The sequence below is a fragment of the Sediminibacterium sp. GW821-FHT12F12 genome (assembly GCF_058806635.1).
Window position 1 is genome coordinate 170,624 of record NZ_JBXAPW010000001.1, and the last position, 22,778, is coordinate 193,401.

The window sequence follows — 22,778 nt, forward strand, 5'->3', positions numbered from 1 at the left end:
AATCCCGATCTCGTTAGTTGTAAGAAAATAGTCTTGAAAACAAAATTTACAAGTTTTTTTCGGATATATTGATACAGGTTTCCTTCTGGTATTCGTGTTGCTCGCTTAAACAATTATGTTTTTGTATATTCGGTTATGTCTTCATACAAGTTAGATAGAACTGCTTTCAAAGCGCAAACGGTGGAGGAAGCGTCAGATCATGCTACTTATTACCAGCAGATAAGTTGGAAAGAGCGTTTGCGCGTGTCGGCTTATTTAAACAGTATCGCTTTTAACTATTCCCAGCATTCGCCCCCGCGTATGGATAAAACCAGGTTTGCCATCAAGTCAAGAAACGAATAATGGTAATCGTACCATCAAATCCATCAGAATGATTTGGAGAATTTACCTTCTGCGGATTCATAACTCCGAGAACGTATACTAATGAAGCGTGTACTCAAACATACAACCAGCCCCGTCAACGGGGCTTTTTTGTGTGACGGTAGGAAGTTAGTTTGCCTGTTTGCCGCAGAATATTTTTTCTGGAAACAAACATGCAACGAATCCTATCCACCCTGTGTCAATCCCAAAACAAGTGTCATGAAAAACAATATTTGGGTAGTAATGCTATCATTTTTATTGGTAGCCAGCAGTTGTACGAAGTCTGAGATCTCAGAAAAAGTATTCAGGGTCAAGATCATAGATGAGATCTGTAGCAGTGCGGTTGTTCAGATCCAGGATCCTGCATTGTATCAGTACGGCGTAAATGGTTTTGTAAGTAGGGATACGACGTACGATCACGTGTTTACCACCCGTTTTTCCTGCGCCGATATGGCTAAAATGCAGACGCTTACAGCAGATAAAAAGGGTTTGGTGATCAAAATCAGATTAATTGAGAAACAGATCAGCGAACCCGCCTGCAGTACCTGTGCGGCTACTGTTCCCGGTGCACCTTCCGCTTTTCAATGGGTGGCATTAACGGAAGACTGGAGTAACTGAATTACCTGCCAGGAGGCCTGTTTGTTTATAATACAGGCCCATCAAAGATAAACGGGAACCGGCTGCGGGTTCATGGGCTACCAATTGCCCACATAGTGGCGATCTCGTGTAAAATCTCTGCTAATGCCCTTTTTGCCTGCTGCGGATAAGTTGATATCAGGCACTTTGTGTGTTGAATGAGAGAATTGGTCTCGAACTGTATTTGTACCATTACAGCCGGTTTGCCATGACATAAATGTTCAAATTCTGCCAGGGCTAATACGGATACGCAATACATGTATCCTGCTTCTCAGCTGACGAAAGTCATTTTTTTCCCCTCCCGAATAGTAACCTTACAAGACGGAACTATCTGTATACCTCCATCTCTGCATAAAAAAAGCAGAGATGGGGGCGTGTAGTTTTTTGTAAAATATGCAGTTTTTTTAGTATCTTATTGCTGTATTCAGATTGCCAGGCCTATGTTATTCCGCGGAGTTTTTTGGGTATGCCTTTTTTCTCTTTTCCTTCCACTCAATGGATTAGCGGAGAAGCAGGAGGTAACGCTCCGTTTAAAATGGTGGCATCAGTTCCAGTTTGCCGGATATTATGCAGCGATAAGGCAGGGGTATTATAAGCAGGAGGGCCTTACCGTAAAACTGATAGAGGGCGATGCAATACATCCCGTTACCGAAGAGGTTTTGTTGGGCAGAGCCGATTTCGGTATTACCGGCTCAGACCTCCTCATCGAGTATTCAAAGGGTAAACCGCTGGTGGCAGTAGCTGCCATTTTTCAACATTCCCCGTATGTAATTATGTCGATGCCCGGAAGGGGAATCCGGGTTCCTTCAGATCTGGTTGGTAAATCTATTATGGCATCTGAAAACCAGGGATGGGTGGAACTGAAAGCGATTTTCTTAAAAGAAGGGATTGATCTTTCTCATCTTGCTGTGCTCCAGCATAGCTGGGATAACCAGGATCTGGTGAATGGCAAAGTAGATGCAATGACTGGTTATAGTTCAGTAGAACCCTACCAGATCAAACGGTTGGGTGGTATATCGCCTGTGCTCATCAAACCGATAAACTATGGCGTTGATTTTTATGGTGATATTCTTTTTTCTTCCGGAAAATTTGTAAAAAACAACCCTGAAACTGTTGAAAAATTCAGACGGGCCAGTTGTTTGGGATGGGAATATGCCATGAGTCATCAGGAAGAAATGTGCAACTATATCCTTACCCTGCCGGGTGTGTTGGCCCGAAAGACAACCAAAGAGGCACTGCTGTTTGAGGCGAAAGAAATGGAGAAACTGATTCTGCCTGAATTGGTAGATATGGGACATATGAATGAGGGGAGATGGAGCCATATTCTTGATATTCACAAAGCATTGGGGCTGATGCCGGCTACAACGCAACTGAATGGGTTTATCTATGAAAAAAAACCTGGCCTGTATGAATCGGTAAAAAATATCGGATTTTTTGTATTGGGGATCGTAGCGATTTTGTTTGCCGGTATACTGATGTATGGAATCATGGTTCGGAGGGCAGTGAAGATAAAGACCCGCGAACAACGGGAGGCTATGGAGGCATTGGCGGTGTCGGAAGAACGTTACCGCATTTTGGTAGAGCAGGCTTCTGATGGTATTGTGATCTGTGATCCTTCGCTTCGTTTTGTTCAGGTAAATTCAGCAGCATTAAAGTTGTTAGGCTATAGCCGCGAAGAGTTATTTGAATTGCATTTACCCGATGTACTGGTAATAACAGCAACTGATCCTGTATTGCAGGTAAAAGAGTTGCTGGAAAAAAGGTCTTTGCTTACAGCGCGTAAGGCCAAAAGAAAAGATGGTAGTACTTTTATTGCAGAAATCACTTCGAGTGTATTATCCAATGGTAATTATATGGGTTTTGTGAGGGATGTGACCCAGCGATGGGAGGCAGATGAAGCCCTGGAAAGGAAAGAAAAACAACTGGCCGCAGAAAGAAACCTTTTACGTATCCTGGTAGATACCCTGCCGGATTATGTGTATGTGAAAGACAGAGAGACCCGGCATCTTCTCAATAATAAAAAAATGGTGCAGTTGCTGGGTGCGAAAGCAGAAGAAGAGACACTGCATAAAACACTGGAAGCCTTTTTCCCGCCAGATGAAGCTGCGGTTTACCTGAAAGATGACCGCGAAGTGATTGCTACCGGAAAAGCGGTTATCAATAAACAGGAACCCCTGTACCTGGCTAATGGAGAATTACGCTGGCTGAATACGACCAAGATCCCGATTATGGAAAATGAACAGGTGGTCGGGGTGGTTGGTATCAGCAGAGATATTACTGATATGGTGCATAACCACCAGGAAAAAGAATTGCTGCTACAGATCAACGCAGTATTCAGTACGGAGGAAACCATAAAAGTATGTCTGGTAAAGATGCTGGAGTTATGTTGCAGGTATTTTAAACAACAGGCTGGCGAAGTTTGGTTAACCGGAATGGATCAGAACCAGCTGTTTCTTGAGTCCACTTATTTTGTTGATCAGCTGAATACCGATCCCGAGAAACTGCTGATTTTCAATAAGGGAGAAGGTTTACCGGGCATCTGCTGGGAGAGAAGAGAAACCGTTTTTCTCGCAGACCTGCAAAACGATGGATCCTATATCAGAAAAGAATGGGCGGCATCTCATGGTTTTTTGCGGGCAACTGCTATACCCGTTATTTTTAAAGGTGCGGTAACCGCTGTTTTGATTTTTTATGATACACAGGAACAGCAGCATCTTTCCGCATCTGTGGTTATGGAGGATTCACTGCTATCGCACCTGGCCGGAGAAATTCAACGTAAGAAAACAGAACATGAACTGAACCGTTTCTTTACCCAGTCGCCCGACCTGCTTTGTATTGTTGGCAGGGATGGTTTCTTCAAAAAGGTAAACCCGGCATTTACTAACCTGCTTGGTTTTTCAGAAGCGGAATTAACAAGTAATCCTTATATGCATTTTGTGCATCCTGATGATGTCACCGAAACTATTATTTCGCACAAAGATGCTTTTAACGATAACTTGACCTATGTTTTTGAAAATCGATATCGGACAAAATCCGGAGAATGGAAATGGATCTCATGGAGTTCCTCTGAAGTATTTGATGAAAACGGGTTACTCTATGGATATGGGAAGGATATTACCGGCAAAAAAGAACTGGAAGAAACACTGGATAAAGTATATCGTTTGTCTAGAATGGGTGTTTGGAGCCTGGACCTGGTAACTAACAAAATATCCTGGTCGTTGATTACACGGGAGATACATGAAACCTCTGTAGATTTTGAACCCTCACTCGAATCGGTTATTCTTTTTTACAAAGAAGGAGAGAACCGCGAAACTATCCGCAAACTGTTGCAGCAGTCGATCAAAGACGGGAGTTCCTTTTCGGCAGAGCTCCAGATTATTACTGCTAAGGGTAACGAAAAATGGGTACGGACAATAGGTGAGGCAGAACTGAAAGATGGGCGATGTATAAGATTATATGGTAGTTTTCAGGATATTGACGAGCGGAAACGGGCGCAGCTTGCTTTTATAAGTACGCTGGAAGAACGGAATACTATTCTGGAAAGTATCGGAGATGCTTTTTTTGCGATGGATAAAGATTGGATCATTACTTACTGGAATAACGAGGCTTCGAAAGTGCTGGGTGTAAGTGCTGCTGAAATGATAGGTAAAAATCTATTGACATACTTTGGAGATAATTTATCTCCCAATATCAACGAGTACTACCAAATGGTGGTAAAAGAAAAGAAACCGATTCATTACGAACGTTATCTTGAATTTGTACAACGATGGTTTGAAATCAGTGCGTATCCATCCGAAAAAGGTGCATCTGTATACCTGAAAGATATCACAGAAAGGAAAAAAACACAAGAAGCCATACGGGTAAGCAATGAACGCTATGATTATGTAGCCAAGGCAACCAACGATTCTATCTGGGACTGGGATCTGCGTACCAATAAGGTTGTCAGGTCCGGTGATAATTTCAAAAAAATCTTTGGGTACGATGCAGAAACGGCAGATGCAGACGATCAGTTCTGGGCGGCTCATGTATATCCGGATGATCTGGAGAGAATTCATACAGAAAGACAAAAAATCCTATCAGACCCTGCATTGGATCATTGGGAGGATGAATACCGTTTTCTGAAAGCCGATGGCACATATGCATTTGTATATGATAAAGGGCTCATCATCCGAGATGAAAAAGGCGAAGCCATCCGGATGATTGGGTCTATTGCCGATGTAACAGAACGGAAAAGGCAGGAAGAATCGCTCAGGCAACTGAATGCCAATCTGGAACGGATCAATAATGAACTGGCTATTTCTAACCAGGAACTGGAACAGTTTGCGTATGTATCCTCTCACGACCTGCAGGAACCCTTGCGTATGGTAACAGGTTTTCTGACACAACTTGAGAAACGCTATGGAAATCAGTTGGATGAAAAAGCCCGTCAATACATCGCTTTTGCAGTAGATGGGGCCAAACGGATGCGACAGATCATTCTTGAATTACTGGAGTTTTCAAGGGTTGGTAGAGTCAACAGCCAGAAAGAACGTATTGACCTGAATTTACTCATCAATGAGATTTGCCTGTTACAGAAAAAAGCAATAGAAGAAAAGAAGGCCATTATTACTACAAAGAACCTTCCGGTTATTTACCAGCTTAAATCACCTGTGTTGCAGGTATTCCAGAACCTGATCAGTAACGCCATCAAGTACAACAAAGAGGGGGTGCCGCCTTTGATAGAAGTGTCAGCCAGTGATACAGGTGATTTCTGGACATTTTCTGTACAGGATAATGGTATTGGTATTGAGGAAGAATATTTTGATAAGATTTTTGTAATCTTTCAGCGTTTGCATGGAAGAGATCAATACAGTGGCACGGGTATCGGGCTTGCGCTTGTTAAAAAAATTATAGAGACAATGGGCGGAAAAATCCGGGTACAATCTGAACCTGGTAGAGGAAGTATATTCTCATTTACGATTCCCAAATAAAAATTTAATGGGCTATCGGTTACGGAACTACAATTTTTTTAAGTGGGATCTTAACCAAAACACGGCAACCTTTTCCTGGTGAAGAACTGATATCAAGTGTTCCCGAAAAAAAATCTGCCCGCCTCCTCATATTGGCTACACCAATGCCTTGTATGGTAGTATCCTGCGTACAACCTATTCCATTGTCTGTTATGGACATGGTAAACTGATCATCATTTATGTTTACATCTATCAGGATTTCTGTTGCTTTTGCGTGTTTGGAAATATTTCTGAGTTGTTCCTGCAGGATACGGTAAAGATTCAGTTGTGCATCTGTTGTAATCTGGTAATGCTGCACAGTGTCATCAATGGATAGATTGATGTTATACCTTCCTTCAATATCAAATGAGCGTAATAGTTTTCTGAAAGCAAACTCTACCGTAGTATCGCTATGAAAGGCGGGTGCCATGCGATGGGAGAGGTTGCGGATTTCCATCAATGCCAGCGCTAATTGATCTTTGCAATAATTGAACCAGTTCATTTTTTCGGCTGGTATTACTTCCTCCAGTTTGTCGAGACCAATCTGGCCTGCTGCCAGGATCTGGCAAACATTGTCGTGCAGTTCACTGCCCACTTCATAGCGTTCCTCATCCTGGGTTTTAAGGATAGCCTGGATAACACGTTCTTCGTGGAGGATCTTTTCGGTAATATCGATCGCGATCATTGACCTGCATTGTTTCTCCCCGATGAGAATAGGATTGCTATACATTTCCACTTCAATGAGGTCGCCGTTTTTTTTACGGTGCGTACATCGAATCCCGTTCAGCTTTTCTTTTTCCGGTTCTGTACCGCTTCCCAGCATTTCTTTGATTTTAGGGATATCTCCCTCTTGTATGATATCCAGAAGAGAATGATCAAGAAACTCCTGCTCGCTATACCCATAGCTATCTGCTGCTGCTTTATTCACTTGTACAAGACGGTAACTCTCTTCATCAAATACGAGCTTGGGCTGTGGACTTAACCGGAATAGATCACTATACCTTTTTTCCGATTTCCTGATTTCTGCGATATACTTATTCCGTTCTATGGCATACAGCACACTTTTGTAAAGGGTTGTAGCGTTCAGATCATCTTTGAGCAGGTAGTCGGATATATTCCGGGTAATGGAACGGATACTAAAGTCCATGTCCGTATAGCCTGTTAAAATGATTATAGGATAGTTGGGTGCGGCCAGTAATATTTCATTGATCAGTTCCTGTCCGCTTTTATCCGGAAGGGTCAGATCCAGCAGGATAATATCAAACGGGTTTTCCTGCGAACTGAGCAGCGCAACGGCTTCTTTAAAGTTTTTTGCCTGTATAATTGCAGGGTCAAGGATTTCTTCTGATAAAAGGTCTTCCACAATCAGAAAATCTCCTGGATTATCTTCGATCACGAGGATCCGGTATTTTTTTTCATCCTTGATCATGGTAGCTGCTATTTACGTACAGGTAACTTAACGATTGAGATCCAGAAGTTCTCTATAGAAGAAACTACTTCCAGAAACTGTTCTGCTTCTACAGGTTTCGTGATAAAACAGTTCGCATGATTTTGATACGCCCGCAAAATATCATCTTCAGAAGAAGAAGTAGTAAGCATGATGACAGGAATCTCTTTAAATCTGTTATCACTCTTAATGGTTTGCAGCACTTCCTGGCCGTTTTTTTTGGGGAGGTTAATATCGAGTAGTATCAGGTCTGGTAAAAAAGCGGGTCCTTTGTTCCATAATTCCTCCAGCAGTTCAATAGCCGCTTTGCCATCCCGGGCAATACTTGTATTCGTAGCTATCTTATATTCTTCCAGTGCATCTTTTGTTAGTACAATATCACCTTCATTATCTTCAACAAGCAGAATATGGATGGGTTTCATTACAACTGGGGGTTTTATTAAAGTTACAATCAAAATCATTTAGTTACGCATATTCTGCTGGTCTCTGATTTTTTTCTACCTACCCAAGAAGGGCGGAAAAGCTGAAGTAGTAGTTTGACACTTATTGTGAGATGATTTTTGTAAATGGGAAAACCGGATCCGGCCAGAAATCATTCCACAATGTGAAATGATTTCTGAGATGGAATATTGTGTGAGATATAAAGAAGAGATAGCAGAATCCTGTTTTTTGCTTACTTTCAGTACCTGCAAAATAATATCTCCATGAAAAATTATCTGAAAAGAACAGGCCTGTTGGCCTTACTGCTGTCGGGCTTTTTTTCTGTAGCCTTTTCTCAGGCAAAAGTAGACGCCGCTATTGAAGGACGGTGGGATCTCGTGATTGAACAGGAGGGGAAATCCTTGCCCTCCTGGTTAGAAGTAAGTCATTCGGGCAGAAGCACACTGGTTGGGCGGTTTGTGTATGCATTTGGAAGCGCCAGGCCGATAGCACAGGTAAAACATACCAATAATGTCTATTCTTTTTCCATTCCCCCGCAATGGGAGCCAGGTTCCCGTGAAATGGAATTTGAATTTATCCTTTCGGAGGGTGGTTTAAAAGGGTCTATGATCTATACAGATGGTAAAAAGTATGAATGGACAGGTGTTAGGGCACCTTCATTGGTAAGAGCGAAGGAACCGGTATGGGGAACGCCGATACAACTTTTTAATGGTAAAAACCTGGATGGCTGGAAAGCGATGGGTACCAACCAGTGGATGGTGGAAAATGGTGTTTTACGCAGCCCTAAATCCGGGGCTAATCTGGTGAGCGAAAAGCAGTTCGATGATTTTAAACTGCATATTGAATTCCGTTATCCCAAAGGCAGTAATAGTGGCGTATACCTTCGGGGTAGGTATGAAGTGCAGGTAGAAGATAGCTATGGAATGGCACCGCTGCCTGATCTGTTCAGTGCTGTATATGGATTTCTGCCACCCAACGAGATGGCAGCCAAAAAAGCAGGAGAATGGCAATCTTTTGATATCACTTTAGTAGGCAGAAGAGTTACCGTAACAGCGAATGGCAAAAAAGTAATTGCAGATCAGGTAATACCCGGCATTACAGGCGGTGCACTGAACAGCAAAGAAGGAGAACCTGGACCTATCCTGATTCAGGGCGATCATGGTCCGGTTGAGTATCGGAATATTGTCATTACGCCTGCCAGATAAGTGCCATGAACCGGAGAAGTATCCGAAGCCCGTTTTTACTGATCGGGTGTGCCCTGCTATCTATCCGGGTATCTGCGCAACCGGCCGCGGTATCTGTTTTTATTTCCGGAACAGAAGGGTATAAGATTTTCCGGATCCCTGCTATTATAACAAGGCCGGATGGTGTATTACTGGCTTTTGCTGAGGGGCGTGTACAGGACGGTGCCGATTTTGGTGATATTGATATTGTGCTCAAGAAAAGTATGGACAAGGGCAAAACCTGGTTACCCTTACAGAAGATAACCGATAATGATACTTTGCAATCAGGTAATCCTGCCCCTGTGATCGATCTCACCGATCCCCGCTATCCCAAAGGCCGGATCTTTCTTTTTTATAATACCGGTAATGTTACCGAAAATGAAATCCGCCAGGGAAAAGGATATAAACAGGTATGGTATACAACTTCTGTTGATGGAGGCGAAACCTGGTCTGCAGGCGTAGATATTACCTTACAGGTGCATAAGCCCTTGCAACCCTCCATCAATCCGGTCTACCGGTTTGCAGAAGACTGGCGTTGTTATGCCAATACACCCGGACATGGAGAACAGTTTCAGACAGGTATTTACCGGGGTAGGATTTATATAGCGGCCAATCATAGTGCCGGTGCTGCAAAACCGGATGCGGGAGATTATGCAGCGCATGGATTTTATACAGATGATCATGGCGAAAGTTTTCATCTCAGTGATGTGGTGTCGCTTCCCGGATCTAATGAAGCCAGTGCCGTTGCGTTACCACGAAACAAACTGATGATGAATATCCGTAACCAGAATGGCGATCAGCGGGCAAGAATTATTGCCCTGAGCCATAACGGCGGACAGAAATGGGATACGGTTTATTTTGACAAACAATTACCCGATCCTGTTTGTGAAGGAAGTATCCTGAATCTTACACCACGCAAACGAAAACCCGTGCTGGCTTTCAGCAACAATGCATCGGAAAAAAGAAGGGATAGCCTTACACTGCGGATCAGTTATGATGAGGGCCGCAGTTGGCCGCAATCATGGTTGATAGAAGCGGGTAATAAAAGAAGGAAGGGTGATGCAACCGCCTATTCGGATATTACCGTGGTTGGGAAAAAAGAGATTGGCATTTTATATGAGAGGGATAATTACGGTGAAATCGCATTCCGGCTTATCCGGCATAAATAAACCACCTGGTTATACAGCATGCTGATGGTACATCCAGCTTCTATATACCTGTACACAAGATCTTATTTTTTTGTCTGTCCGGCAGTAGGATAAGGTGTGTCCCCCTTCGCATAATACCAGATAATCCGGTTCATGGTATCATCTTTACCACCATCTATTTCATTAAAGACTTCGTGCTGCGATTGCAGGGCCATTTTCTTTTCTCTGCCACTGAGTACATTCAGCTTTTTATTCATTTCGTCCAGTGGAATATTGTTGGGTAGAAACTGATAAGACAGACTGTTTTTAGTGGATTGAAAACAATCGGTCATTAATCTGGCGGTAGCATCAATCACATTCATCGGCGGAATGCCCAGGATCTGTTCTATGGTGCGCAGCATGGAAGTCTGGTTGTATTCCGTAGTTACCAGTTTACTGTTACTGTACGCACTGATAACGAGACCTACTGTACGGTACGCGGAAATATGGTCCCATCCGCTCTGCGAATCATCCTGTGTGATAAAGATCACGGTAGAATCCCAGTACTTGCTCTTGCTGATCATGTCTACAATTTTTCCTACAGCCAGATCATTATCTGCTACCATGGCATTGGGTGTAGGGAAATCGGGAGAAGTGCCGGCACTATGATCATTGGGGAGAGAAACCACCATCAGGTTTGGGAGATGATTATCCCTTTCTGCCTGTTTCCATTCGTCCATAAAAATTGCGGCCCGTTGCTGATCGCTGAAAGCGATATTGTCGCAATCCGGAAAAGTAGAAGAGATGATGGGTCTGATCCTTGCAATGGTGCTCTCATTATGCCAAACCGGTTTTTTACCTGAGAGGAAGTTTTTATAGAGGTCCTGCCATTTCAGTTTTCTGTCGTACTCGGTTTCGCAGGCTTCGCCGAAAATGCGGACAGTTTTTCCATGATCCATGGCCTGATTCCAGATAAAACCACTTTTGTTATACACCAACGCATCTTCCTGCCTGTGCGGGTAACTGCGAAACCATGCGCGTACATTTTTCTCCACGTAATCAGATACCATGCCCGCATCCGTCCATTGGTGTCCTTCGGCAGAAGATTTACCCGATGCGTAATAGTTATCCATCCAGCCATACTGCAGCGCCAATGCGTGCATATTAGGTGTAATTTTTTTTCCGAAAATACATAAGGAACTATCGCCCCTGCCCGCAGGCATATCACCGTAAACCTGGTCGTAGGTTTTGTTTTCTTTGATGATATACACCACATGTTTAAACACAGAAGGCTCTCCTAAACGGGCCGGAACGGGCACCGGGGTTATGTTTTTTCTGGGTGCAAACTGTTCGGTACGGTTCACTAGATTCAATGTAGTTACTTCCTCCGTATACTGCGCTAAGCGGGCCGCACCCGGAACAGGAATCATACTTACAGAAGCCAGTTGGTTATGAATAGATCTTGCTTTTCTTTTCTCATCTATTACATTGGCCCCATCAGATTCGAGATTGGTAACCACCAGTGTCTTATTGATCAGCTTCAACCCTCCGGGATAGGCTTCCGTAGGGATCAATCCCAACAATCTTGTTTTTCCTTTTCCCAAACTGGCGGCCTGTTTGCCCAATTGTACCAGTGCCACCGCATTGTCCATACCATTGGCCACATATAACACTGTGTTGTCTTTGTTCAGTTCCAGTGCATTCGGACTACTACCCTGCAAATTGTTTGTTTTAGTAAGTAGACCCACCGGAATCGTTGCTGCCACTTTATCTGAAGCGGTCTCTATCACCGTGATCTCATCACTGTTTCCATTGGCCACATATACAAATTTGCCATCAGTCGAAGCAAGCACTGCGTTCGGATGGAGACCGGTGTTGATCTCGCTAAGTTGTTTGCCTGTTTTTGTGTCAAATACACTTACTGAGCCACTGGCGGTAGCACCGGTTCTGGGATCCGTATAAGCAAGCCCCCAGGGAACACCTGCTCTTTCGCGGCTGCTGTCGGTAGCGGTGCTTCCTGCCCAGTTACTTACATATACTTTATTGGCGGCTACAGTTAATCCAAAGGGCGCTACACCTGTATTAGTTTGCCACACGATGCTTCGGTCGCTCCAGCGTAGTTTGACAAGCTCATTGTTTCCGTTGAGAACAATATATAAAAACGCTTCTCCCTGTTCTTTGGTAACAACTATATCATTTGGAAGTGCATTTTTAGAAGGCGATTTTTTTGCGAAAGGAACCGAAGCAAACTGCCGGAACTCATTGGCCCATTCGGCGATCATGAGAAAGGATTTATCGCTGTCTTTTTCTGCAGCGCTCCAAACCACCCATGTTTTTCCCTTATCGGTAAATGCTTTAATGCCCGAATAAGTACTCATCAACTTTGCATAAACGGGCATATCGGTATAACTCCAGCGGTTACTGATCTTTTTATCATGGATGTTTAATGTACTGATGCCATACCTGTCTTCGATCACCACTACATCAGATGCAGGCAGCAAAGCCAGATCCAGTGCATGGTTCTCCAGTTCCGGTTTACCATAGCGCACTACAGTACCTGCCGAACGGATGGTTCTGTTATAGGGAAGCGTCTGATTGGTATTATTTTGTTTGCCCAGAAAATCAGCGAGATCTGCGATCCGATCGGTATTCAGGAAATCCAGACCCAGCTTCATCATTTCTTCCCAACCTCTTTGATGATCGGGCATGGCCCATAGCCTGACTGTTTTGCTCAAACTATGCGCCTGCGAAACTGCTTTTTGTATTTTCTGTCTATCTTCCTCGGGAAAAGCTTGTGCAGCATCTTTCCATTTGGAGAACTTACTAAAACTCTCACTCAGCATAGCAATACGTGATAGGGCTTTTGCCTGGTATGACTGCCCCAGTTTCCCGTCAAACCAGATATAAGACGGGTAACGGTGGAATAAGGAATCTGCCGGCCTGCTGCCGGAGATTACGATTTGGATTGTTTGGTTGTGGATGATTGATGGATATTTTTCAAGTACCGATATCAACACCGGTAAAGTGATGAGCCCGTCTGTCTTCAGATCTATCAGAAACTGAAGTCTGCGGTTGCCATCTTTATAAATACTGCCACGGTTCCGCTTAATACTCTCTGCCATGGGCTGGAGGTACAGGTTTTCCAGATTGCGTGATGGCGTTAATTGCGAACTGTCGTGACCTACTAAAATGGCTTTGTTGAAAAGGAAAATATCAGCCTCCATCGAGCCAAACCCTTCCTGGTATGCCTGGTAGAAAGGATGCTGCTGTTCAAAGTCATTATGCGAATGGGCATTGGCAAGCGTATAAGTGCTGCTTTGTGCTGATAGGGTACAGGAGACAAAACAAAGACATATAAGTAGGAATGAATGAGTTATGCGCATACAGGTTGGTTTGGAGAGTCAAATATTGTGCATTTTTCTCAGAATGAACTCATCGCGCTAAATCTGTAGCATTATGCTTCCGTTTTATTTACATTATCAAAATGTTATACATCCAGATATTTTTTTTTTACATTCACGCCACAATAGTTTTGCCATTTAAAATTGTAATTACGTAAACCAATGCTCATGAAGAAACCATTACACAACGCAACTGCTGTGTGTTGTTGCCTGTTGCTAACTGTATTCCATTATGCGGAATCCTTTGCAGCCGGTACCCGATATACACCGGGTTTTTATCAGACCCAATCAGATCAACTGGTTACAGGAACCATTGCAGATGCCAATACAGGCCTGCCGCTTTCCGGTGCCACAGTTTCCGTAAAAGGAACCAAAGTAAATGTATCGTCAGATGCATCAGGCAAGTATGCCATCAGGATTACCGGCAGTAAAGCTGTGCTGGTGGTCAGTTATGTGGGATACAATACCCAGGAAGTTGCTGTAACCGGCACTACTCTCAACATTTCATTAAAACCAGCTGCGCAGGATCTTACCCAGGTAGTAGTGGTGGGTTATGGCACGCAAAGCCGGAGGGATGTTACCGGTGCAGTAAAATCTGTCAAGAGTGAAGCTTTTAACAAAGGTATCATCAATGCGCCAGAGCAGTTATTACAGGGTAAAGTGGCCGGCGTAAACGTAACTTCTGCCAGTGGTGAACCCGGGAGTATTCTGGGCATTACTGTACGCGGACCCGGTGGTGTTCGTACCGGAAGTACGCCTTTGTTTGTAGTAGATGGACTGGCACTCGATAATTCCAGCACCGGTGGTGGGAATCCTTTGAATTTTCTGAATCCGCAGGATATAGAATCGATCGATGTATTAAAAGATGCTTCTGCCACGGCCATCTATGGCTCCCGAGGTGCCAACGGTGTGATCCTCATTACTACCAAACGTGGTAAAGCAGGTATCTCTACCATCAATGTTTCTACCAGCTATGGTGTTTCCAATATTGCCCGGCCGATTGCTGTTTTTGATGCCGCAGAATATAAAAAACAGGTTGCTGCATTGGGTGGTACACTGGATGATAAAGGTGCCAATACAGATTGGCAAAAAGCTATTACCCGCACTGCACAAACACAGAACCATAACCTGGCTTTAAGCGGTGGCGCAGAAAAACTGACTTACTATGCATCTTTCGGTATGCAGAAGCAGGAAGGGATCATCAGAGACAACACACTCGACAGGTACACGGGCCGCTTTAATGCTACCCAAAGATTTCTGGAAGACAAACTCATTGTAGAAGCGAACCTGAGTGTTACCGGAACCTATAATACACGTCCGCCCATTTCCAGTGTTATTGGTGATGCCATCTCCAATAATCCTACTTATGCGGTATACGATGCAGCAGGTAATCCAGCGCAGTACCTGAACATCAATAACCCTATGCAGAGTTTTAAACTGGATCAGGATATCACCAAGATCAACCGCATCGTAGGAAATATCTCTCCTTCACTTAAAATTGCCAAAGGACTTACCTTCAAAATGAATTTCGGTATCGATAATTCCGGTGGCACCCGCGATATACAGTCATTACCCAATGCGGTCCCCCTGAGAGAAGGAAGACTGGAAACCTATTACACCACTAACCGGAATACTTTGTTCGAAAATTACCTCACGTATAATTTCACCAAAGGAAATCATGTGGTGTCTGCCCTTGCGGGTTATTCTTACCAGAAGATCTTTTTACAGGGTCGTAATTACAGCATCAACCGTTTTGCCATTTCGCCGGTGGAACCGCAGTACAATCCCGGTTTAGGACAGGACCTGACACTGGCCAATAACCGTCCGGGTGGTTATGCACTCATCAACGAGTTACAATCTTATTTTGGCAGGGTTAACTACCAATACAAGAACAAATACCTCGCTACCATTAACGTGCGTGCAGATGGTTCTTCCAAATTTGGAGCCAACAATAAATATGGGATCTTTCCTTCCTTCTCCCTGGGATGGAAAATAACTGAAGAGGATTTTATGAAAAATTCCCTGTTCAGCAACCTGAAACTGCGTGCCGGATGGGGCCAGACGGGTAACCAGGAAATTCCTTCCAAGATCACACAGGCGCTGTATACTTCATCCGTATCGGCAACCACCAGCTACCCACTCAGCGGAACGGGTGCGTATCCTGCGGGAACTATTTTCTCGAGGTTAGCCAATCCGGATATTCAGTGGGAAGTATCTAACCAGACTAATATCGGTCTTGATTTTGGTGCAGGAAGATTCAGTGGGTCTGTCGACTTCTTCAACAAAGTGTCCAACAATATACTGCTCGAAGTTATTCCGGCCGATCCAGTGCAACCTGCCGGCAGTTTCTGGACCAATGTAAAGGATATGAACATCACCAACAATGGGGTAGAAATGGAACTGGAATACAGGGTACGGTCAGAAAAGGGACTGAACTATTCAGTAGGTGGTAACTTCACTTACCAGAAAAACAAAGTAACGAAGTCGCCTTATACAGTGATTCCTTCCGGCTCTGCTTCCGGTTCCGGACTTACTTCTGCCACCATCAATGGTTATATCAATGACCAACCCATCGGAACTTTTTACCTGAAAGAATTCATAGGATTTGATAATAACGGATTGAGCGTGTACCGTGATACGGATGGAGATGGAATTATCAGTGATAAAGACAGGATAGCTGCCGGTTCGGCCCTTCCTAAGTACACCTATAATTTCTTTGGTACGCTTTCCTATAAGGAGTTTGATTTCTCCGTGAACTTTAATGGTGTATCCGGAAACAAGATCTACGATAATACTGCCAATGCCAACTTTTATAAACTACGTTTGTCTAAAGGCATCAATACCACAAGCGAAGCTATCGCCAGTCCGCAGGAATCGGTTAACAATGCCGCACCGGTAAGTACCCGTTTCCTTAAAAACGGCTCTTACCTTCGTTTGAATAACCTGGCACTGGGTTATACTTTTAATACCGCCAAACTGGGTATCAATAAATACATTACCGGTCTGCGTGTATCGGTTACCGGACAGAACCTCTTCCTGATTACCAAATACAACGGTTATGATCCGGAAGTGAATACAGACAGAACCATCAATGGAATCTCTTCTTATGGTATTGATTATCTCAGTTACCCGAAAGCGAGATCATTCATATTCAGCTTAAACGTATCATTCTAAAGAACCTACTATGAAAAAAAATATCATTCCACTATTTGCTATTGCAGCCCTGTTAGCTACGGCAACAGGTTGTACCAAATTGCAGGAAAATGTATTGGATGAGTCTTCTGTAACCGGTCAAACAGAGAAACAGATTGCTGATGGACTGATTGCACCCGTATATGCGAGGCTCCCGAATATTTACCAGCATACCACTTATTTTGCCTTACAGGAAATTTCAACTGATGAAGCCATCCTGCCTTACCGCGGTGGTACAGACTGGGGGGATAATGGGATTTACCTGTCTTTGCATAAACATGAAACAGCCAGCACTGATCCCAATGTGCGTGATACCTGGAACCTGATTACGCAGGAAATTTCGAGAGCTATTACCGCGATCTCTTCCTTAAAAACGAATACCGATCCGAACGTAAAACTCTATATCGCAGAAGCGCGTGGTATGCGGGCTTTTTACAACCTGTTGAGCCTGGATCTGTTTGGTGTTGCATTTGTAAAAGACGATCCGGGTGCAACCTCTACCATCATTCGCGGAACCGAAGCGGTTGAGTATATCAAGAGCGAACTGCTCGCTGTTGAACCGGTATTGGATAATACCACCGGTCCCGGCCGTTTAACCAAAGCCGGTGTATGGGGCTTGCTCGCCCGCCTGCACCTGAATGCAGCGGCTTACCGTGATATTTATTATTCGGGTACACCCGCTTTCAAAACAGAAGACATGGATGAAGTGATCAAATATTGTGATAAGATCACAGCTTCAGGCCAATATGCACTGGCGGCAGATTATTTCTCTATTTTCAATGATAATAACCATGATAATAAGGAATTGATCTTTGCGGTAGACCAGCGAGCCGATCTGAATGGACATAACCGTCTGGCGTATTTCTCTTTATCAGGAGACCAGTTTCCTTTGCCCGCTTTCCCTTCTGCGAATGGAACAGATGGTCCGGCCATTACACCTGACTTTTACAGAAGCTGGGCAAATACCTATGCACCGGTTGATCCGGCAGCGGCCGACCCCAGGTTTTATAAGCAAAACATCTCTATCTATACCAATCCGGGCGATTCCTGTGTAACAGATTTCAATATTGACCGTGGAATCCTGCGCGGACAACAATATGGTCTGATTCGCCAGAATGGGGTTTTTGTAAAATGTCCGGATGGTAAATTCAAAGTGGGTAAGCTGTACAATGCCACCCGTAACAGACCTACGCAACCGGTTATTTTTACTGAAGCAGTTGATTTTACTACTGCCGGCAGCGATTACTCAACCGGCTTCCGGGTTGAGAAATATGAATTCAGCCGTAAGTCTGTCAGTGGCCGTAATTTTGGAGAAGCAGATATTGCGATCATTCGTTTGGCAGATGTATACCTGATGCGTGCAGAAGCCAAACTGCGTAAAAATGACGCGGCTGGTGCTTTACTGGATGTGAATACGGTTCGTATGTCGCGCACAGCTTATACCGTAAAACCCGCGCCATTAACAGGCACACTTACACTGGATATTCTTTTCCGCGAAAGAGGGTTTGAATTGTATTGGGAAATGCAACGTCGTACTGATATGATCCGCTTTGGAAAATATGAAGGTACCTGGACAGAAAAAAACAATACGGATAAAAACAAACGTCTGTTCCCGATACCGCAAACGGCGATTGATGGTGCCAGTAACTTACCGGGTTATCTGAAACAGAATCCCGGATACTAGAAGAGAAAAAATAAGATCATTTTCCTGCCACGGATTTACAGTTGATACATACTGTGAATCCGTGGTTTTTTATGTTATGTATTGGCTATGGCTTTTGAGAGTGCCGTTTTTACTTTTTGCAGAAAAGGAGGAACAAGTAGAAAAGGATCTCCCGGACTAAGCGTTTCAATCGGAAGATAACCGCGGTAGGTAGATGCGTGGATGATACGGCATAACCTGTCCAGGTCCATATCAGACACCGTGCCTTTGTAATTCAGTTTTTCTTTGATCTGCCAGTTTACAGCATACGAAGTGGTTTTTTCAATTTCACTGTACGGCTCTTCTGTAACAAAACTGCCGGTATCAAGTACCAGTCCGAACCATTCACTGTTCACCCGCTGCAGTAGGTCGATGGTCTGTGCGGCGGTCTTCACAAAATCATTATGGTTCTGTAAAGCAACAATCACCCCTTTCTGTTCGCCATAGGCCACGCAGCTTTTGATAGCTTCTGTTACCCAGCCAGCCACTTCCTCCCACTGGTATCCGGCGGGTAAGGTTTTTCCGGCAAAAATGCGGATCACGGGTGCGCCCAGTTTGGCGGCAACATCTATCCAGTTTTTTACGAGTAGTACATCTGCGGCGCGTTTGGCAGCATCCGGATCGGCAAATTCATTTCTCACTCCCGTTCCACTGATACCAAGACCCAGCCGGTGCGCTTTATTTTTGAGGTGATAAATATATTCATCCGAAGGAATTTCCGGATAACCCGGAAAATAATAACCCGTGATATCGATGGCATCAAAACCTTCTCTCGCACAAAACTCCATCACATCATCCAGTGTGGTTTTTTTGGCCACAAGAGGTGCATTGAAAGAATAGGCATTGAGACTGATCTTAAAACGATTGCCGGCAGCAAAACCGGTTGGTTGCAGACGATGATCTTTTGCCCAGGCCATGGGTGCCGTGCCGGCAACAACAGAACCGGTAAGTATTGTCTGGAGGAATCTTCTCCGTTGCTGGACTGGCATAAGCAGTTTATTTGAATGATAGGATGGTTGGGTGTTATTGCCTTGCTAAGGGGCGGTTATACGCAAAACTTTCCATCACCCGCATCGATACCAGTGCATCCGCTGCAGAACAGGGATTGCCCCCCTTTCCTGTAAAATACTGTACCACTCTCTCTATCATGGGTTGCTGTATATGTGCGGGTGGTTCAAAATCAAGTATACTTTCTTCTCCATCTACCAGTAAAGAAACGGTTCTTCCGAATACCGGAAAGCGGATCCTTCCCCTCGATCCCTGGATCTCAAACAGGTCTTCTTCCCCGCCAGCCCCCACGGTATAACACCACTGGCCGGTAAAAAGTATATCACCCGGTAAACGCATTACGCCACTTACCACATCTTCGGTGGGATAGAAGCCAGCCTGGTTGGCACCATAACCTATTGCGTTCACAGGATCGCCAAAGAAATGCACTACCAGATCCAGCTGGTGTGGTGCCAGATCATAAAAATAACCCGCACCCGCCATAGCCGGGTTTACACGCCAGTTATCGGCGCTATTATTCATCGCTTCTTTGTGTTGCTGTAGCATACTGATACGGACGGTCCTTACATCTCCGATAATTTTTTCTGCCAGCAGTTCCTTCACTTTGCGGAACATGGGCAAACCCCTGCGGTAATGGGCAACGGTTAGTTTACCCTGCGTAGCATTGGCCACTTCCTGCATGCGTAAACAGGCATCAGTGGTTACTGCCATTGGTTTTTCTACATATACCGGTTTACCTGCCTGCATAGCGGCAATCGCATACACTTCGTGCGAATCGGGTGGTGTGGCAATATAAATGGCGTTGATATCAGGATCGTTAATCAATGCCTGTGCATCATCATACCATTTGGGTACAGCATGCCTTCCTGCATAATCTTTCGCTTTGTTGCCATCTCGCCGCATCACAGCCAGCAGCGAGGAACCGGGTATTTTATTAAAAGCTGGCCCGCTTTTTTTCTCAGTTACATTGCCGCAGCCAATAATACCCCAGCGGAGGGTTGTCTGGTTATCTGAAGAAGAATGGATAGACATAAATGAATTCAGTAGGCTTAAAGTTATTCATTTACCACAAGTAAGTGATTACTGTGGCCGATTTTTCTCAACCGGTAAACTACATCGTTTTCGTAAATATAGATTCGATGCAATAGCAGTTAGTGACAAAAAAACACAAAATTCACAGTACTGTTTCTGTCTGTAAGGAATAGTAGAGCAGGTTTCTCATCTCCTCAATTATAAAAACGATTGCATGTCAGTATTCAGAAAATTTTTCCGGAAACCACTTGCCTTACTGGCCCTGGTTATAGCGCTGGCTGATACAGCATACGCTGCACCGGTAACACCCGGAAATACCCTCGCGGTAAATGGTACCGATCCGCTGCCGGTAGGGATTGCCGGTTACACTTTTTTCCGGTTCGACCTGGAAAAATCCATCGCCATGATGAAAAAGCTGGGTATTCATTATCTCTCCGTAAAAGATGTTCACCTACCGCTGAACAGCAGCCAGGAAACCATTGACGCCACATTGGCCAAATACAAAGCAGCTGATATCAATGTGTATACAGTTGGGGTGATCTATATGAAAACCAAAGAAGCCGTGGACCAGGCTTTTGCCTATGCCAAAAAATGCGGAGTACCTATGATTGTAGGTGTGCCCGGCTATGATCTGCTGGATTATGCCGAACAGAAAGTGAAAGAATACGATATCAAACTGGCCATCCATAACCACGGACCCGAAGATGCTTTGTATCCCGGTCCGAAAGATGTGTACGACAGGATCAAGAACCGTGACCCCAGAATGGGACTTTGCATCGATATCGGTCACGCATTACGTGCCGGTACTGCTCCGGAAAAAGCGGTGAAAGACTACAAGGACAGATTATTCGACCTGCATATCAAAGATGTAAGCATTGCTGCCAAAGATGGTAAAGCCATTGAGATCGGCAGAGGAGCCATCGATTTCCCTTCACTCGTGAAAGCACTGAATAAGATCGGTTACAAAGGAGTATGCAGCATCGAATTCGAAAAAGACATGACAGATCCGATGGCGGGCCTGGCAGAGTCTATCGGATTTTTTAAAGGAGTGATGTCTGCTACCAAATGATCTCACTACATCATATTATGCCAAAAAAGACCTGTAATTACTTGCAGGTCTCTTTTATATATGTGAAGAACAGATGAACAGATGAACAAGGAACAGACGAACAGATGAACTGGGACTATACGCCTTAAAACTTAGAACATACAACTCAGAACATAGTTCTTATCTCGTAATCCAGTTAAACTCATATTCCAGCGGTGATTTGATCGTGGTTCTTTCGGCTACCCTGCGGAAACGGTCGGGCAGGCCCATCAGGTAATCTCTGGCCCTTTCAGCTGCATCGGTCAAACTCCGCATATTGCCGATATCCCATTCTTTGATGAGGTTTTCCAGGATATCTGTATAATCAATGGTGGTATACACCCCCAGCCGCTGTGCCGCATCACTGAAATGCGAAAAGGTAGTGCCGATCTTTTCGCCCTGCTGCCGCAGAAAATGGGCAGGCATCACGATTTTTTTGCGCATCATATCTTCAAATGCCAGCATCATTTCGCTGGTATCTATTTCAAATATGCGCTGGATAAAACTTCTATACGCTTTCGCATGTCTCGCTTCATCGGCCGCAATTACGCCACAGATCTTCGACAATTGGTTGTTGCCATATTGCTTGGACAAACTGGCCGTTCTGCGGTGCGAGATATTGGTAGCCATTTCCTGGAAAGAAGTGTATACAAAATTCCGGTAGGGATCTCTGGCGGTACCGATTTCCATTCCGTCTGCTATCAGGTATTGGGTGCTGATCTCCATCTGCCGCATATTTACACGGCCCGAGAGGTAAACATATTTGTTCAGCAGATCACCATGACGGTTCTCTTCTGCCGTCCACATGCGGATCCATTTGCTCCAGCCCGATTTATTTGTCTGGCCTATCCCTTCAATATCCATCAGCCAGGTTTCGTAAGTGGGTAAAGCTTCTTCGGTAATGATATCGCCAATCAATACGGCGAGGTAATCATAAGGAAGTTCTCTGCATTGCAAACGGAGTTCTTTTACTTCTGCCAGAAAATTTTCATTGGCGCTGTCGGGTAACAGATCTGAGGGTTGCCAGTTGGTATCGATCGGTTTTAAAAAACTGTCAATAAAACTATCCATGCTTTGGCCAAGGAAATGCATCACTTCCAGCCGGGTTTGTGATATGTTCATGTACTGCCTGCC

The 22,778-nt window shown here is 44.4% G+C and carries 14 protein-coding genes; 8 read left to right on the top strand and 6 right to left on the bottom strand.

Features of this window, described 5'->3' with window-relative positions:
- The first annotated feature begins 135 nt into the window (after positions 1-135).
- The 3 genes from AC1RNB_RS00695 (at position 136) to AC1RNB_RS00705 (ending at position 5,966) form a co-directional block, all read left to right on the top strand.
- On the top strand, positions 136-342 hold the full coding sequence (locus AC1RNB_RS00695) for a hypothetical protein (protein WP_493079821.1): 207 nt from the start codon (positions 136-138) through the stop codon (positions 340-342).
- A gap of 237 nt (positions 343-579) precedes the next feature.
- A complete protein-coding gene (locus AC1RNB_RS00700; protein WP_493079822.1) occupies positions 580-978 on the top strand; it encodes a hypothetical protein in 399 nt (132 codons plus the stop codon).
- 458 nt (positions 979-1,436) lie between these two features.
- Positions 1,437-5,966 (top strand): PAS domain S-box protein, encoded by a 4,530-nt coding sequence (locus AC1RNB_RS00705; protein WP_493079824.1) that lies wholly within the window; start codon positions 1,437-1,439, stop codon positions 5,964-5,966.
- Positions 5,967-5,985: 19 nt separating this feature from the next.
- Here the strand turns inward: AC1RNB_RS00705 and AC1RNB_RS00710 are convergent, their stop codons facing one another.
- A complete protein-coding gene (locus AC1RNB_RS00710; RefSeq protein WP_493079826.1) occupies positions 5,986-7,413 on the bottom strand; it encodes a PAS domain-containing sensor histidine kinase in 1,428 nt (475 codons plus the stop codon).
- 8 nt (positions 7,414-7,421) lie between these two features.
- On the bottom strand, positions 7,422-7,853 hold the full coding sequence (locus AC1RNB_RS00715; RefSeq protein WP_493079828.1) for a response regulator: 432 nt from the start codon (positions 7,851-7,853) through the stop codon (positions 7,422-7,424).
- 282 nt (positions 7,854-8,135) lie between these two features.
- Between AC1RNB_RS00715 and AC1RNB_RS00720 the strand changes: the two genes are divergently transcribed.
- A complete protein-coding gene (locus AC1RNB_RS00720; RefSeq protein ID WP_493079829.1) occupies positions 8,136-9,077 on the top strand; it encodes a 3-keto-disaccharide hydrolase in 942 nt (313 codons plus the stop codon).
- 5 nt (positions 9,078-9,082) lie between these two features.
- Positions 9,083-10,264: a sialidase family protein gene (locus AC1RNB_RS00725; protein WP_493079831.1), complete on the top strand. Its 1,182-nt coding sequence runs from the start codon at positions 9,083-9,085 to the stop codon at positions 10,262-10,264.
- Positions 10,265-10,326: 62 nt separating this feature from the next.
- On the opposite strand, the gene AC1RNB_RS00730 is transcribed toward AC1RNB_RS00725, so the two are convergent.
- A complete protein-coding gene (locus AC1RNB_RS00730) occupies positions 10,327-13,605 on the bottom strand; it encodes an alkaline phosphatase family protein (RefSeq protein WP_493079833.1) in 3,279 nt (1,092 codons plus the stop codon).
- 186 nt (positions 13,606-13,791) lie between these two features.
- Here AC1RNB_RS00730 and AC1RNB_RS00735 point away from each other — a divergent pair, with 186 nt between their 5' ends.
- Positions 13,792-16,797: a SusC/RagA family TonB-linked outer membrane protein gene (locus tag AC1RNB_RS00735; RefSeq protein ID WP_493079835.1), complete on the top strand. Its 3,006-nt coding sequence runs from the start codon at positions 13,792-13,794 to the stop codon at positions 16,795-16,797.
- A gap of 10 nt (positions 16,798-16,807) precedes the next feature.
- Positions 16,808-18,499 (top strand): RagB/SusD family nutrient uptake outer membrane protein, encoded by a 1,692-nt coding sequence (locus AC1RNB_RS00740; protein ID WP_493079837.1) that lies wholly within the window; start codon positions 16,808-16,810, stop codon positions 18,497-18,499.
- A gap of 74 nt (positions 18,500-18,573) precedes the next feature.
- On the opposite strand, the gene AC1RNB_RS00745 is transcribed toward AC1RNB_RS00740, so the two are convergent.
- Together AC1RNB_RS00745 and AC1RNB_RS00750 are read right to left on the bottom strand one after the other, a co-directional pair.
- Positions 18,574-19,506 carry a sugar phosphate isomerase/epimerase family protein gene (locus tag AC1RNB_RS00745; protein WP_493079839.1) on the bottom strand — a complete coding sequence of 311 codons (933 nt, stop codon included), beginning with the start codon at positions 19,504-19,506 and terminating at the stop codon, positions 18,574-18,576.
- A 34-nt stretch (positions 19,507-19,540) separates the two neighbouring features.
- Positions 19,541-20,557, bottom strand: a complete 1,017-nt coding sequence (locus AC1RNB_RS00750; protein ID WP_493079841.1) for a Gfo/Idh/MocA family protein — start codon at positions 20,555-20,557, stop codon at positions 19,541-19,543.
- A gap of 214 nt (positions 20,558-20,771) precedes the next feature.
- Between AC1RNB_RS00750 and AC1RNB_RS00755 the strand changes: the two genes are divergently transcribed.
- A complete protein-coding gene (locus AC1RNB_RS00755; protein ID WP_493079842.1) occupies positions 20,772-21,626 on the top strand; it encodes a sugar phosphate isomerase/epimerase family protein in 855 nt (284 codons plus the stop codon).
- Positions 21,627-21,785: 159 nt separating this feature from the next.
- Here the strand turns inward: AC1RNB_RS00755 and AC1RNB_RS00760 are convergent, their stop codons facing one another.
- Positions 21,786-22,766 carry an acyl-ACP desaturase gene (locus AC1RNB_RS00760; RefSeq protein ID WP_493079844.1) on the bottom strand — a complete coding sequence of 327 codons (981 nt, stop codon included), beginning with the start codon at positions 22,764-22,766 and terminating at the stop codon, positions 21,786-21,788.
- Positions 22,767-22,778: the final 12 nt, after the last annotated feature.